The sequence below is a fragment of the Psychrobacillus syltrankelensis genome (assembly GCF_055454035.1).
Map to the genome: position 1 here is coordinate 2,912,479 of NZ_CM144227.1, position 14,946 is coordinate 2,927,424.

The 14,946-nt window shown below is 37.2% G+C and carries 14 protein-coding genes; 13 read left to right on the forward strand and 1 reads right to left on the reverse strand.

Annotated features, from left to right (window positions below; translation table 11 throughout):
• The first annotated feature begins 229 nt into the window (after nt 1-229).
• The 10 genes from ACTSKG_RS14200 (at nt 230) to ACTSKG_RS14245 (ending at nt 10,030) form a co-directional block, all read left to right on the forward strand.
• Entirely contained in the window at nt 230-1,021 is a 792-nt protein-coding gene (locus ACTSKG_RS14200; RefSeq protein ID WP_464755211.1) for a fumarylacetoacetate hydrolase family protein, read from the forward strand.
• The gene (locus tag ACTSKG_RS14205) at nt 1,018-1,776 is read left to right on the forward strand and encodes a fumarylacetoacetate hydrolase family protein (protein ID WP_464755212.1); all 759 of its coding nucleotides are present in this window, start codon (nt 1,018-1,020) and stop codon (nt 1,774-1,776) included. Before ACTSKG_RS14200 ends, ACTSKG_RS14205 begins: the two co-directional genes overlap by 4 nt.
• Before the next feature lie 20 nt (nt 1,777-1,796).
• Nucleotides 1,797-2,183 (forward strand): 5-carboxymethyl-2-hydroxymuconate Delta-isomerase, encoded by a 387-nt coding sequence (locus tag ACTSKG_RS14210; RefSeq protein WP_464755213.1) that lies wholly within the window; start codon nt 1,797-1,799, stop codon nt 2,181-2,183.
• Nucleotides 2,184-2,269: 86 nt separating this feature from the next.
• Nucleotides 2,270-3,754, forward strand: a complete 1,485-nt coding sequence (gene hpaB, locus ACTSKG_RS14215; RefSeq protein WP_464755214.1) for a 4-hydroxyphenylacetate 3-monooxygenase, oxygenase component — start codon at nt 2,270-2,272, stop codon at nt 3,752-3,754.
• A gap of 42 nt (nt 3,755-3,796) precedes the next feature.
• Nucleotides 3,797-4,303, forward strand: a complete 507-nt coding sequence (locus ACTSKG_RS14220; RefSeq protein ID WP_464755215.1) for a flavin reductase family protein — start codon at nt 3,797-3,799, stop codon at nt 4,301-4,303.
• Between the two features lie 15 nt (nt 4,304-4,318).
• On the forward strand, nt 4,319-5,242 hold the full coding sequence (gene hpaI, locus ACTSKG_RS14225; RefSeq protein WP_464755216.1) for a 2,4-dihydroxyhept-2-ene-1,7-dioic acid aldolase: 924 nt from the start codon (nt 4,319-4,321) through the stop codon (nt 5,240-5,242).
• 27 nt (nt 5,243-5,269) lie between these two features.
• Nucleotides 5,270-6,781 (forward strand): 5-carboxymethyl-2-hydroxymuconate semialdehyde dehydrogenase, encoded by a 1,512-nt coding sequence (gene hpaE / locus ACTSKG_RS14230; RefSeq protein ID WP_464755217.1) that lies wholly within the window; start codon nt 5,270-5,272, stop codon nt 6,779-6,781.
• A gap of 20 nt (nt 6,782-6,801) precedes the next feature.
• Nucleotides 6,802-7,785: a 3,4-dihydroxyphenylacetate 2,3-dioxygenase gene (gene hpaD, locus ACTSKG_RS14235; protein ID WP_464755218.1), complete on the forward strand. Its 984-nt coding sequence runs from the start codon at nt 6,802-6,804 to the stop codon at nt 7,783-7,785.
• Nucleotides 7,786-8,124: 339 nt separating this feature from the next.
• Entirely contained in the window at nt 8,125-9,462 is a 1,338-nt protein-coding gene (locus ACTSKG_RS14240) for a PepSY-associated TM helix domain-containing protein (protein ID WP_464755219.1), read from the forward strand.
• Nucleotides 9,463-9,625: 163 nt separating this feature from the next.
• Entirely contained in the window at nt 9,626-10,030 is a 405-nt protein-coding gene (locus ACTSKG_RS14245) for a hypothetical protein (protein WP_464755220.1), read from the forward strand.
• A 154-nt stretch (nt 10,031-10,184) separates the two neighbouring features.
• Here ACTSKG_RS14245 and ACTSKG_RS14250 read toward each other — a convergent pair whose 3' ends face one another.
• Complete coding sequence (locus ACTSKG_RS14250; RefSeq protein WP_464755221.1) at nt 10,185-11,072, reverse strand: cation diffusion facilitator family transporter; 888 nt, start codon at nt 11,070-11,072, stop codon at nt 10,185-10,187.
• Between the two features lie 826 nt (nt 11,073-11,898).
• On the opposite strand from ACTSKG_RS14250, the gene ACTSKG_RS14255 reads away from it, so the two are divergent.
• From ACTSKG_RS14255 to ACTSKG_RS14265, 3 genes are all read left to right on the forward strand, one after another.
• The gene (locus ACTSKG_RS14255) at nt 11,899-12,165 is read left to right on the forward strand and encodes a YqhV family protein (protein ID WP_464755223.1); all 267 of its coding nucleotides are present in this window, start codon (nt 11,899-11,901) and stop codon (nt 12,163-12,165) included.
• A gap of 148 nt (nt 12,166-12,313) precedes the next feature.
• Nucleotides 12,314-14,002, forward strand: coding sequence for a glycoside hydrolase family 13 protein (locus ACTSKG_RS14260; protein ID WP_464755224.1), 1,689 nt, complete (start codon nt 12,314-12,316; stop codon nt 14,000-14,002).
• Nucleotides 14,003-14,006: 4 nt separating this feature from the next.
• Nucleotides 14,007-14,897: an ROK family protein gene (locus tag ACTSKG_RS14265; protein ID WP_464755226.1), complete on the forward strand. Its 891-nt coding sequence runs from the start codon at nt 14,007-14,009 to the stop codon at nt 14,895-14,897.
• The last annotated feature ends 49 nt before the right edge of the window (nt 14,898-14,946 follow it).

Here is a 14,946-nt window from a genome sequence, read left to right on the forward strand (position 1 = left end):
CTTACTAACTAGGAAGGTAACGAAAAGCTCCATATAATTCGACTTTGCTAGATGGGGTTGTCCAATAAGCAAGAAAATCGTTGAAACGGCTCCCTTTCCGCGAGAGTGTCGCCTTTTTCAACGATTTTCAAGAATTCAAAAGTAGAAGATAGAAATGTTCAAGCTTTTATTAGCCAATTTATTAGAATTCAACTTTTTCATTTTCATCTTAACTAAAGGGGTGAAACGTATGAGTAGTGCAAAGATGAAAGTGTTAGGGAAACGTGAATTAGTATTCGGAGAAGTAAATACCAAAACTAATACAGTCAAGATAAAGGACAACAAATTTAATGCAAATGAAATACAATTCGATACACCAATTACGGGGACAGTTTTTGGCACACTTCTGAACTACAAGGGGGCTCTTGAAAGACTTGGGGATGCTGTCAATAATGAACCATATAATTCTCCTCCAATCGCCCCTGTCCTTTATATTAAACCGGCAAATACCTTTAACCGATATGGAGCAGCAATCCCCATGCCAATAGGGATAACTAAACTGGAAATAGGAGCGGCACTAGGATTAGTAATAGGAAAGAAGGCTGTCGCAGTGGATGAAGAAACTGCGCTAACTTATATTGCAGGGTACACGATTGTGAACGATGTAAGCGTGCCACATGAAAGTGTATTCCGTCCAGCAGTTCAACATCATGCACGTGATGGATTTTGTCCAATTGGCCCATGGATAATTGATCGTCATGAAGTGGATAATCCCGATGATTTAATTATTCGAGTATTCATTAATGATAAGCTTCGCCAAGAAAGTTCAACATCCAATTTAATTCGTACAGTCCCCCGCTTACTCGTGGATGTAACTGAGTTTATGACGTTAAGTAAAGGCGACGTGTTACTAGTAGGAATTCCTGAAGAGGCGCCACAAGCTCAAGTAGGAGATAAAATCCGAATAGAAATTACAGGTATTGGTAGTTTAGAGAATGTTATTTTAGAAGAAACAGAGAACAATCGGAGGGGGACGATATGAGAAGAGCAAGAATTGCATATGGAGGGGCTATCCATGAAGCAATTGAATGGGAAGGGTTTCTTAAATTAGAAGATGGTCGAATAGTTGAGGAGCACAATGTATCCTGGCTTACTCCGATAGAGCCGCGTACGGTTTTTGCGTTAGGACTTAACTATGCAGATCATGCAGCGGAACTTGCTTTTTCAGCTCCTTCTGAACCACTTGTCTTTTTAAAAGGCCCGAATACGTTTATTGGGCACCAAGCTTATACCCGTCGTCCGGCAAATGTTACTTATATGCACTATGAGTGTGAATTGGCCGTCATAATCGGTAAAACAGCTAGAAGTGTAAAAAGAGAAGATGCTTACAAATATGTTAAAGGGTACAGTGTCGCCAACGATTACGCTATCAGAGATTATTTAGAAAACTATTATCGGCCAAACTTGCGAGTGAAAAATCGTGATACATGTACACCATTTGGTCCATGGATTGTCGATATGAAAGATATTGCAGACCCAATGAATCTAAAATTGACAACACATGTCAACAACCAACTCGTTCAAGAAGGAACGACTGCAGATATGATATTTGATATTCCCTCGATTATTGAGTATTTAAGTAGCTTTATGACGTTGAGCGAAAATGATGTCATTCTTACAGGTACGCCAAAAGGGTCTGTCGATACAGTAGTCGGAGATGTTGTAGTCACGGAAGTCGAAGGAATTGGTCGCTTAGTAAATACCATTATCGGAGACGATTCCTTTACAAATGGATAGTGTGAAAAGGAGGGGATTATTTGCCGCATTTCATAGTGGAGTACACGGATAATATTAAAGAAGAGGCGAATCTTCCAAAATTATTCGAGGAAATTCATAAAGTTTTTATTGAACGAGACACTATATTTCCTATAGGTGGAATCCGTTCAAGGGCGATTGAACTAAAAGAGTACCGAGTGGCAGATGGTACAGGGAATGATGCATTCGTCCATGCCGTATTAAAAATTGGTGATGGGCGTTCAGATGAAATAAAGAAAGAAGTTTGTACAGCGCTCTTTGAAGTAATGAAAGAACATTTCTCGTCATTAATGGCTAAGCGATATTTAGCCTTGTCCATGGAACTTATTGAATTAAGTGAAGTTGGCACTTATAAACAAAATAATATTCACGCTAGATTTAAAAAGTAGTGTAGATTACCCAATTAATTTATTAATATACATTTCGTTCGGAAAATTCTGATTATAGTAAGTGGAATTAATGAGGAGGGAATAGAATGGGCGCACGAACAGGTAAAGAATACATTGATGGTATTAAAAAACGACAAACAGAAGTCTGGATTCATGGGGAAAAAGTAGAAGATGTTACGAAACATCCAGCATTTAAAAATGTCGTAGAAAGCGTTGCCGGTCTTTACGACTTACAACACGAGAAATCGGAAAAAATGTTATATACTTCTCCGACATCAGGGCAAAAAGTTGGCCTATCTTTTATTGCACCTAAAACGAAAGAAGATTTATTCAAAAGACGAGAAATGCATAGCGAATGGGCTGCATTCTCCGGTGGCATGATGGGTCGTTCCCCAGACTATTTAAATACAAGTATTATGGCCTTCGGTACAGCGAGTGAATTTTTTGCGCAAGAAGGTGGCGGAAGTGATCAATTTGCTAAAAATGCAGCAAATTACTATGAATATGCACGTGAGAACGATATTAGTTTAACCCATACATTAATTCACCCACAGGTAAACAGATCCATGCTCACGCAATCAGAGCAAAAAGATCCATTTCTCTCAGCAAGGATTACGAAAAAGACGGAGGATGGAATTATTGTGAATGGTTGTCGTCTCTTGGCAACTTTAGGCGGTATTACAGATGAGCTTGTCGTATTCCCTTCGACAATAAATAGAACTCCAGGAACTACAGATGACCCATTTGCATTTGCGTTTGCCATTCCAAATAATACTAAGGGATTAAAATTCCTATCTAGAGAATCTTTCGATTATGGTAAGAGTAAATGGGATCACCCACTCGGCGCTAGGTTTGATGAGAGTGATGCAATCATTTCCTTCGAAGATGTGCTAGTTCCGTGGGAGAGAGTTTTTGTATGTGAAAGTACAAATATATGTAATCGCACTTACGCTGAGACGAATGCGGTAATACATATGACACATCAAGTTATTTGCAAAAACGTCGTAAAAACTGAGTTCATACTAGGTGTTGTCATTAGTATGATGGAAGCAATTGGTATTGATCAATTTATGCATGTGAAAGAAAAAGCGAGTGAAATCATGGTTATTTTAGAAGTGATGCGTTCACATTTATTTAAATCCGAACATAATGCAAAAATTGATCAATATGGCAATATGACACCAGACTTCGAACCGTTAAATGCAGCACGCAACTGGTTCCCAAAAATGTATCAGCGTATGAATGAAATTATTAAAATTCTAGGAGCTTCTGGATTAATGGCTCTTCCAACAGAAGCAGACTTTAGCAATACGGACGTCGGTTCGTTAGTTCATCGCTATACACAAGGTGCAAATATAAACGGCGAGGAAAAAGTACAGCTCTTCCGCCTAGCGTGGGATATTTCCATTAGTGCATTTGGGAACCGACAAGCACTTTATGAATATTATTTCTTTGGTGATCCAGTGAGAATGTCAAATGCTTATTATGATGGGTTTAATAAGCAACCTTATAAAGACATGGTTACGAACTTTTTAAATAAAGCAAAAAAAGAAGCAGGAATATTATCGTAAATTCCAGTTAACATCTATTGAAAATAGCGAGGTGAATAAATGATGCACGAGGTAGATCACGAAATTGATGATCGCTTATATCGAAATGTGATGGGTAGTTTTGCCACAGGTGTAACCGTTATAACAACAGAAGTAGAGAAAGTAGTGCATGGCATGACTGCAAATGCTTTTATGTCGGTTTCTCTCAATCCTAAGCTTATCGCAATTAGCATTGGAGAAAATGCAAGAATGCTTCAGCATATAAAGGATTCTAAGAAATTTGCGATTAACATATTATCGTCTAACCAACAAAAGAAGTCGAAACAATTTGCAGGTCAGCTTAAATCAGAATCTGAAGTTACGTTTACCTACTTTAAAGGACTGCCAATACTTGAAGATACTTTAGCAGTGATTACATGTGATTTGAGTAGCGAGTATGTTGTGGGAGACCATACGATTTTTATCGGTCATGTTACTGGAATTCAGCTTGAGCAAAAAGATCCTTTATTATTTAGTCAAGGAAAGTATCGAGAATTAAAAGATCTACAAGAATCAGAAACAACTACTTAGAAGGAGTAGAGTCTAATGGCATATGAAGAAGCTAAAAAGAAGTTAAGAGGTTCCATTTGTCCTGTCGTTACACCCTTCAAGGAAAGTGGTGCAATTGACGAAAAAGCATTCATCGAGTTGATCAATTGGCAAATTGAAAGCGGAAGTCATGGTATTTCTGTTACAGGAACAAGTGGCGAACCAAGTTCTTTAACAATTGCTGAAAGAAAAAGGGTTATGAATCTAGCGAAAGAGACAATAGATGGACGCGTGTTTTTTGCGCCTGGTACAGGGTCTACAAACCATGATGAGACAATGGAACTAACGAAATATGCAGAAGAAATTGGTGCGGATGCGGCCATGGTTATCGTGCCTTACTACAATAAGCCAAACCAAGAAGCACTTTATCAGCACTTTAAAATAGTAGCAGATTCAGTTAAAATCCCAATCATTATTTACAATATACCAGGTCGATCTGCTGTCAATATGGAAGTTAGCACGATGAAACGCTTAGTGGAAGATTGTCCAAATATTATCGGTGTAAAAGAAGCCAATAAAGACTTTGAACATGTTAATCGTGTGCTTCTAAACTGTGGAAGAGATTTTCTTTTGTTCTCGGGGATTGAATTACTTTGCTACCCAATGCTTGCAATTGGAGGAGCTGGATTTATTAGTGCCACAGCAAATGTAGAACCTGCAAAAGTAGCAGAGTTATATAATGCTTGGGAAGCTGGAGATGTCGCTAGAGCACAAAATCTTCACTTCGAATTAATGCCATTAAATGATGTACTTTTTAAAGATACAAATCCTTCCCCAGTTAAAGTAGCGCTTGGCTTGATGGGGAAAATAACACCGCAACTGCGCTTGCCATTAGGATTACCTTCAGCAGCGATACAAGAAGAAGTTCGAGAATCACTTATTGAACTCGCTATTTTGCCTAAGGAAGCAGCTTTAAAGTAATTACAAATAAGAAAATAGGTGATAGAAATGTTATCTTCTCAGGAGTTAGTCTCTTATAAACATGAATCACAAAAAAATATATCCCTCTATATAAATGGAGAATTCACTTCCTCTGTAGGTGGAAAGACGTTCAAAAACATGAACCCATTTACGAATGAACAAATTAATGAAGTTGCAGAAGGGCAGTCAGAAGATATTAATAAAGCAGTCGCTGCCGCGCGGGAAGCCTTTGATAACGGTCCCTGGAAAACTATGAAACAAAGTAAACGAATGGAATATATTTATCGTATTGCAGATTTGATTGATGAAGAAATAGAAAAAATAGCTTACTTAGAATCACTTGATACGGGTCTTCCGATTAGCCAAACGAGAAAAATGGTAAGCCGAGCTTCTGAAAACTTTCGATTTTATGCTCGGATGGTAGAAAGCCGACTAGTTGGAGATGCCTATCAAGTAGATGATGAATTTATAAACTATACAATTCATGCACCTGTTGGGGTTGCAGGATTAATAACTCCTTGGAATGCCCCATTCATGTTAGAGACATGGAAAGTGGCACCAGCACTTGCGACAGGAAACACAGTTATTTTAAAGCCAGCCGAACTTTCTCCCCTATCTGCTAATGTTTTAGCGGAAGTAATTCATAAAGCGGGTCTGCCAAAAGGCGTTTTCAACGTTGTTCATGGCTACGGTGAAGTAGCAGGGGATGCGCTTGTAAAACATCCGGATGTCCAACTAATTTCATTTACAGGGGAAACAAAGACGGGGTCAACGATTATAAAAAATAGTGCGTATACGCTGAAAAGTTGCTCGATGGAGCTTGGTGGTAAATCACCGATAATCGTTTTTGATGACGCAGACTTTGATCGTGCTTTAGATGCTTGTGTTTGGGGGATTTACTCATTTAACGGCGAACGATGTACTGCCAATTCTCGATTATTTTTGCAAGAAGGGATTAAAGATAAATTTATAGATGCTTTAAAGAGGCGAGTTGCGAATATTAAAGTCGGTGACCCATTAGACGGAAATACGGAAGTGGGACCGCTCATTGATAAAGGTCATTATAGCAAGGTGAAGAGCTACTTGGATATAGCAAAAGAAGAAGGAACCGAAGTGATCACTGGGGAAATCCCTCTGGAATTCGCAAGAGGGAACTTTGTAGCACCAACAATTATCCTAAATGCTGAAAATCATATGCGTGTTTCGCAAGAAGAGATCTTCGGCCCTATCCTAACTGTTTTGACATTTAAAGATGAAGAAGAAGTAATAAATCTTGCAAACGATATAGATTATGGACTTGCGGGTTATGTATGGACGAATGATATTAAACGAGGTCATCGTGTTGCACATAAAGTAGAAGCTGGAATGCTTTGGGTGAATGCACAGAACGTCCGTGATTTAAGAACACCTTTTGGAGGTTCCAAGTCCTCTGGAATTGGACGTGAAGGCGGGCATTATGGCTTTGGGTTTTATACGGAGCAGAAAATAATTCATGTTTCGATTGCTGAGCATCATATTCAGCAGTTCGGGAAAAATTAGCGGAGGGTATGGTGAACGCGATGGATTTTTCAATCATTCGAATCGCAAGAACGGTGCTTCATGTATTGGATTTACAGGCGTCCCGTAAATTCTATGTGGATGGATTAGGCATGATTGAAACAGAAAGTGATGAAAATCATATATACTTAAGAGGTTTAGAGGAACATTCCCATCATAGTTTGTTATTAAAAAAAGCAGACAAAGCTGTTGTGGAAGTACTTAGTTATAAAGTAGAAAAAGAACAGAATCTCGACGAAATAGAAAAGCTTTTTATTGCAAGAGGACTAAAAACAAAATGGATGGCGAAAGGCGAACAACATGCAATTGGAAGAACTCTTCGTGTCCATGATATATCGGGTATTCCATTAGAATTTTTTGCGGAAATGACGACTGTCGATCGGATGCTGCAGCGCTATGACCTTTATTCAGGAGCGAAAATACAGCGAATTGACCATGTGAATTGTGCAGTACCGCATGTTCAAAAAGCATATGATTTTTACGTGAAAGACCTAGGGTTCTCGTGTTCAGAATACACGGATACAGAAGACGGAGAATTGTGGGCAGCTTGGCTTTATCGGAAACCAACCGTTCATGACCAAGCATTCATGAGTGGTCCAGGACCGAAGCTACATCATTTTGCTTACACACTAACTGATCGACTCAGCGTGCTCGATTGTTGTGATGTTTTAGCGAGCTTGGGATATGCGGATTCGATCGAACGAGGACCTGGACGCCATGGCCTATCCAACGCCTTTTTCCTCTATTTGAGAGATCCAGATGGTCATCGCATAGAGCTTTACACAGGTGATTATTTAACAAGCGACCCAGATTTAAAGCCGAAACGTTGGGATTTAAATGATCCGCTTCGTCAAACGTTCTGGGGACATAAAGCACCAGATAAATGGTTCAATGAAACAAGTACCTTCATTGATATTGAAACGGGTGAAGAGATAAAAAGTGAAGAACCATTTTTGGAACAAAGAAAACCAAAAATTGTCGTTTGAGAACGAATTGAAAATACAACAAAACCAGCTAGAAAAATGGTGATTTTACCATTTTTCTAGCTGGTTTTTCATTAGCGCTATTTTTAATCTTCCCAATTTCCTCCCTACAAAAATTCGAAAACTCATTTTTTCATTTAATCTGTATATTTCATTTGTATTTCACATTTTACTTATATAATCGGTTTTGTATTAGAAAATTAGGAGGGAATTTATATCAAAAAAATTGTAATTGCTTTATTATCCATAATTATATTTAGTTCTACACTTGCTGGTTGTGGAAATGAGTCAACTAGCAATCAGGAAAGTCAAAAATGTCATTAAAATCACGGGGGATAGAGATTGAATAAGAAAAAGCACTTTTATAATATTTTTTGGCGTTGGCACTTTTATGCTGCTTTATTTATTGCACCATTGTTGATTACTCTAACAATTAGTGGGATTGGATATTTATTTTATACAAACGTTGAAAATCAAATGTATAGTGATTTGTTTTTTGGTGAAAGCAGTAAAAGTGAATCGGTTAGCATAAACGAAGCGATAGAGAATGCTGAAAATCAATATGATGGTTATCATGTAAAAAAAGTAATTGTTTTGAAAGATAGTTATAATACAAGATTTACGATGACTAATATAATGGGTGATCAAAAATATGTCTTCATTGATGATCATAATCAGATATTAGGTAGTCAAAATGCTGCAACTACTTATTCGAATTTTATGAGGAGTCTACATAGTTCTTTATTTGTAGGTGGAACAGTTGTAAACTATATGGTTGAATTAGCAGCATGTTGGGCTATATTTTTACTTGTTTCAGGAGTCTATATGTCATTTAAAGGCAAGGTATTTAAACGACAGAAAGGAACCAAAAATAAGAGACAGAAACATAAAAAACTTCATGCAATCACAGGAGTTATTATTACTATTCCAATGGTAATTATTATTTTTACTGGGTTACCTTGGTCAGCCCTTATGGGGAACTTTATATACTCAGCGGCACAAGCACATCCGTCACTTGGTTTTACAGAATTAAACGAAGTTCCACCAACATCTAAGATGAACGAAATTCCTTGGGCAACTAGAAAAAAAGAAGCACCTACTTCTAACGCCGATATAACATCATTGACTGTAAGTGATCTGATGACGATAGTAGAAAATCAAGGAATCGGCAAACCTTATTCCATTATTCTTCCAAGTGCAGCAAATGACGTTTATACAGTAGCGAAAGGAAGCAATACAGGGATTACAGGGTTAGATGTTAGCCCTTCCGATGAAATAACTGCATATTTTGATCAATACAGTGGGGACTTTATCTCAAAAGTAAGTTACGATGAATATGGCATATTAGGAAAATGGTTCACGTGGGGAATTCCTTTACATGAGGGTCATTTATTTGGTTGGCCAAATAAAATAATCAATCTAATCGTTTGTTTAGCATTCCTAACAGTCATTATTTTTGGATACAAAATGTGGTTAGATAGAAAAATGAAAGGCCAATTATCAGCTCCTCCAAAAACACCAATGGGAAAAAGTTTTGCTGGATTCATTGTTCTACTGGCAGTACTTGGATTAATAATGCCTCTCTTTGGTTTATCCCTAATAGTAATTGCTTTTATAGAATTTATAACATATTTATTGAAAAAGAAAAGCAGAACATTTATACAACGTCAAAATCAATGAAGTTCGTATTAAGATAGAAGAATTGTATAAAATCGTATTCAAGAGAATTTTTCTGGAATACGTTATGGAATTGTAAAATTGTAATGTGGAATTCATATGTTGTTCATGTTGACGAAGTATTATAAACACCATAGTAACAAATAATACTATGGAGGTTAACATAATGGAAACAAAATGGAGTTTAAGATTAATTCGTTTAGCTGCAATTTTTGGATTGTTAGGAGCTATATTAGGTTCACATATGGCGGGATCAGGTAGCTATCAATTCCGTCCAATTCACGCGCACATATTAGTCGTAGGTTGGTTAACAATCTTTGCGTGGGGTGTTTTCTACCGAGTATACAAAATTAAATCTTCCAAATTGGTAGCAGTTCATGGATGGACTGCGGTAATTGGATCGGTAGGTTTGACAGTGGGAATGTGGTTAAATACATTAAAACCATATAATGTGAATGAAACCTTCTCTTTAGTATTCTACATTGTTGGTGGAACTGTTCTATTAATAAGTTTCGGTTTATTTATTATTAACACATTTATGATTGTTACTAAATTAGATAAGAGATTCTAATAAAAATATTTCCAGTAAAAGAAAATTAAATTAGTAGAATAAATTACAGCCCCCTAAAAGATAAGTAGGGGGTTGGTTTTATTTTAAATGAAAAATTATGAATCGTGTGGCATGTCCAAATGAAGTACTTTAAGGCAGCTACCTTGCTGCCTTATTATTCGTACCATGGATTCAGATGAACAAGAACTTCCTCCACATTAGAATATTGCTTTATTATCGTTCTTTTAATTTCTTTTGAAACATCGTGACCCTCTTGAATGCTTAGTGAAGCGGATATACTTACTCGAACATCGACAATGATGTAGTGACCATGTTCTCTTGCTCGGATGCGGTCAATTCGTTTTACTTCAGAAACGGATTGAACTAACTCGAAGATTATTTCCATAGTTTCAGAATCAATATTTTTTTCCATTAGCACATCAACAGACTCTCTTCCCATTCCAATGGCTAACTTTAATACAAGAAATGCAACGATAATACCTGCAACAGGATCACCATAAGCTAATACTGCAATATTAAAATGATCTCCAATCATAGAAAGTCCAATACCAATTACGGCAGCTAGTGAGGCATAGACATCCGCAAGATGATCGTAAGCTGTTGCGATTAAACCTTTGCTATTTTCTTTTTTACCTATATTGATGGTATAAACATAAAGAACTTGCTTCCAAATAAGAGAAATTGCCGCTGCTATTAACACAGTAAAAGTTGCTTTGTGAGGCGTTTCAAATAATGCTAAAACAGAATGATAACCTATATATAATGCTGCGATAGCTAAGATGATAGCAACAATTCCAGCCCCAACGACTTCTGCTTTACCGTGTCCGTATGGGTGGTCTTCGTCTGGAGGACGTTTGGATACCCGCATCGCACTTAGCGCAGCGACAGATGCAATAACATCTCCAGCATTGTGTACGCCATCAGCAAGAAGTACCTGACTGTTAAATAACAAGCCAACAACTATTTTTAATACCGTCAGAAATACATTGCTTATTAAACTAATCCAAATTGCGAAAGAGGATTGTTTGTTTTCTAAACTCATCACTTATTCCCCCAACTAGTTTTATTGCACAAAGGAAACAAAAACCCTTGACCATTTTGGTCAAGGGTTGATTATCATAAAAAATTATATTTGTATATTTTTCAATAAAATACTTCATTTCCTTCACCACACTAATCTTAATAATAAAAGACATAGAAAAAGTATAGCATTGTCTACTCTATTAATCAAAATTCATTTTTATACGTATTGTACAATATTAATTGAAGAAATCGCTTTACATTAAGGAAATTTCAACGATTACTCCCTTATTCAAACTATATTTATTAAAAGAAAAAGTATATGAATATTGGATGCTAGGAATCCAGTAATAGTAAGGCTTCATAGTATACTTTTAAGGGCTTGATCTTGATTGTTTTTCCTTTTACCGTACATAGTATACATGAATCAGTTGGTGCATGATTAGAGTAGGTGGTACTCGAGAAAAAATAGATAGTATCCATTGATAAAGAAGCGCTGAGCGGACGAAATTGTATCTTCGTTCGCTTTTAAAAGAGTAGGAAAGTATTTTTTCTCTAATTATCCAAACCAAAAGCATCATGTCCTCACAAATTCCAAGAGGGCGACGGACAAACATCCGCCACAAGATTACCGAGAAAATGGATCGTGAAGTGACACAGTCACTTCACGATCCAAAATTTCCGCTGTAATAGTGTAGCCAATGTTTCGTCCAAAGCACTCAGGAATTAGTGAAGACAAGATGCACTAAAAAGCGCTTTCACTTTTCTTATTTGAAAGATATTTCAATTGATAAATTCAGTAATATATTCATACACTTTAGAAAGTCTAGGTGAAGGTGGAGTTCTTATTGATCGAAAGGGCACTTCTTTTTATGATAATATTGAGAATTTTTTCAGGAAGTATAGATATTACTGCTGCAATGTTTATGTATAAATATAATGATTTAGAAAAAGCCTTTTATATTAACACGCTACTAGCCTTAGTAGGTCCTTGTGTATTAATCATTACTACAGCTATAGCATTATTTGGGTTAGCTGAAAAGATTTCATTAACTAGAATGATCTGCCTCTTTAGCGGAATATTACTTATTCTATTTAGCTTAAAATCTAAATAATGAGGGATAGCAAAAACCTTCTCTATTTATAAACCTATTGTTAATTTCCCCTGTTTTTAAATGTTTACTATACTTGTGCAAGCGATTGCATTATAATTGTGGGAAGATTAAAACAATTCTATCTAAAGTGCATGGGGTGGTAATGAAGATGGATCAATTATTGGAACCATGGTGGAAGCGTAGTGTTGTCTATCAAATCTATCCACGAAGCTTTATGGATTCCGATGGAGATGGCATCGGGGATTTGAATGGAATAATTTCTAAGTTAGGGTATTTAGAAAAATTAGGTGTGGATGTCATTTGGCTTAGTCCAGTCTATGATTCTCCAAATGACGATAATGGCTATGATATTCGAAATTACCGAGCGATAATGCAAGAGTTTGGTACGATGGATGATTTTGAACGATTGATTGATGAAGCGAAACAAAAAGGAATCCGAATTGTGATGGATCTTGTGGTCAATCACACGTCCGATGAGCATGCCTGGTTTGTGGAATCCCAATCTTCTAAAGACTCCAAGTACCGCGATTACTACATATGGCGTGAAGGTAAAAATGATCAACCTCCAAATAATTGGGGATCTGTATTTTCGGGGTCTGCTTGGGAAAAAGAAGATGCAACAAATTCGTTTTATTTGCATTTGTTCTCTAAAAAGCAGCCTGATCTGAATTGGGAACATGAACCTCTTCGAAACGAAATTTTTGATATTATGACTTATTGGTTGGATAAAGGTATTGGTGGTTTTCGGATGGATGTCATCAATTTTATTTCAAAAGATATACAGCTACCTGATGGAGCAATTCCTCCTGGGAGGTTGTTTGGAGATGGAAGTACATATTTTATGAATGGACCGAAAATTCATTCCTATTTACGTGAGATAAATGAAAAGGTTTTGCGTCAATACGATGTGTTAACTGTAGGGGAAATGCCAGGAGCTACACCTGAGGATGCACGGGTATATACAAATCCCAACAATCAAGAAGTAAATATGGTCTTTACATTTGAGCATATGAATCTAGATAGTGGACCTCATGAGAAATGGGATATTAAACCTTTAGATTTGGTAGACCTCAAACGTAACTTAGAAAAGTGGCAACTAGCACTTCATCAAGTAGGATGGAATAGTCTTTATTGGAATAACCACGATCAACCGCGCATTGTGTCGCGTTTTGGAGATGAAGGTGTCCATCGGGAAATGTCTGCTAAAATGCTGGCGATTTGTTTGCATATGCTCCAAGGAACGCCTTATATATATCAGGGCGAAGAAATAGGAATGACTAATATAAAGTTTGATAGTATTAATGATTATCGAGATATTGAAACACTGAATATGTATAAAGAAAAAAGCTGTCAAGGAATTGCGAATGACAAGATAATGTCATCTATATATGCAAAGGGACGAGATAATGCACGAACTCCAATGCAGTGGACATCAGATGGAGGATTCTCAACTGGAACACCCTGGATTAGGATGAATACAAATACATCTAAGATTAATGTCGAACAAGCATTAGCGGATCCTTCATCGATTTTTTATACGTATCAAAAGCTTATTCAGTTAAGAAAAGAATACGACATTATCACACTAGGCAGTTTTCATTTGCTATTACCTGATCATCCAAGTCTCTTTGTATATAAACGACAAAAGAGTGTAGAAGAATGGTTAATCGTAACTAATTTCTCCAAGGATACGGTAAAAATCGATTGGAATGTATGTGATGTACAAAATATAAAAGCAAAAGTCATAATATCTAACTATAAAACTCCTCATATTAATGACGACTTTATAGAAGTACGCCCATATGAGGCTTTTGTGCTCGCTTTTGAAAGGAGATAGCAGGATGAAAAAAGTACTTGGAGTTGATATTGGAGGAACTAAAATACGTATGGGTGTCGTGAACGAAAATGGACAGGTTTTGGTGGACAAAACAATTCCCACCCTAATACCGTTATACCCCTATTTAGAAGAACAAATACTTAAAGTAATCACAGAGTTTCCTGATCTAACAGGTATCGGTATCGGTACGAGAGGAATGGTAGATGCGATAACAGGAGTCATAACATTTGAAAAAGAGATAGAAGGTTGGCAAGGGACTCCTGTTAAGGCGAAATTAGAAGCAGCCACAGGTCTTCGAGTGGAGATTAATAACGATGCAAACTGTGCTGCACTTGCCGAATTTCGAATAGGTGCAGCAACAGGTTTTCAAAAGGTAGTTTGCTTAACGGTGGGAACAGGCCTAGGAGGAGGGTTTGTTTTTGATGGAGAGGTAATGAATGGAGTCCACGGTGGTGCAGGTGAAGTGGGTCATTTGATTTTGTATCCAAATGGACTTGTTTGTAGTTGTGGAAGACCAGGTTGCAGTGAACAATATGTATCTGGAAGTGCATTGAAAAGAATGATTCAAGAGGAAAACGTCGTTGACCCAGCTACAGGGGGGCTAACATTACCGCCTAATCTATTTCGACTTGCAACCTATGGACACACAAGTGCAATAGTAGTTCGCGAACGTTTTCTCTCAGATTTTGCAGTTGTAATTTCTACCCTCCAAGCTGTCTTGGACATGGATTGTGTTGTGGTTGGCGGTGGAGTTTCAGAATCCGCTGATGATTGGTGGGATAACCTTCTAGAAAAAGTAGAACTACTGAAACTTAAGCCACTAAAATTGAAGCGGGCAGATTTTGGGAATGAAGCAGGGATGCTCGGGGCAGCGATGCTCGTTATTGATCAATAAATTACTTGGAATAACACCAAGAGTGTGAACAGGTGACAAAAACAAATGC

Bases quoted from the DNA above. Each gene is read 5' to 3' on its own strand.
- ACTSKG_RS14200 (WP_464755211.1), top strand. From the start codon at position 230: ATGAGTAGTGCAAAGATGAAAGTGTTAGGGAAACGTGAATTAGTATTC.
- hpaI (WP_464755216.1), top strand. From the start codon at position 4,319: ATGGCATATGAAGAAGCTAAAAAGAAGTTAAGAGGTTCCATTTGTCCT.
- hpaB (WP_464755214.1), top strand. From the start codon at position 2,270: ATGGGCGCACGAACAGGTAAAGAATACATTGATGGTATTAAAAAACGA.
- ACTSKG_RS14250 (WP_464755221.1), bottom strand. From the start codon at position 11,072: ATGAGTTTAGAAAACAAACAATCCTCTTTCGCAATTTGGATTAGTTTA.
- hpaD (WP_464755218.1), top strand. From the start codon at position 6,802: ATGGATTTTTCAATCATTCGAATCGCAAGAACGGTGCTTCATGTATTG.
- ACTSKG_RS14205 (WP_464755212.1), top strand. From the start codon at position 1,018: ATGAGAAGAGCAAGAATTGCATATGGAGGGGCTATCCATGAAGCAATT.
- hpaE (WP_464755217.1), top strand. From the start codon at position 5,270: ATGTTATCTTCTCAGGAGTTAGTCTCTTATAAACATGAATCACAAAAA.
- ACTSKG_RS14260 (WP_464755224.1), top strand. From the start codon at position 12,314: ATGGATCAATTATTGGAACCATGGTGGAAGCGTAGTGTTGTCTATCAA.
- ACTSKG_RS14245 (WP_464755220.1), top strand. From the start codon at position 9,626: ATGGAAACAAAATGGAGTTTAAGATTAATTCGTTTAGCTGCAATTTTT.
- ACTSKG_RS14265 (WP_464755226.1), top strand. From the start codon at position 14,007: ATGAAAAAAGTACTTGGAGTTGATATTGGAGGAACTAAAATACGTATG.
- ACTSKG_RS14220 (WP_464755215.1), top strand. From the start codon at position 3,797: ATGCACGAGGTAGATCACGAAATTGATGATCGCTTATATCGAAATGTG.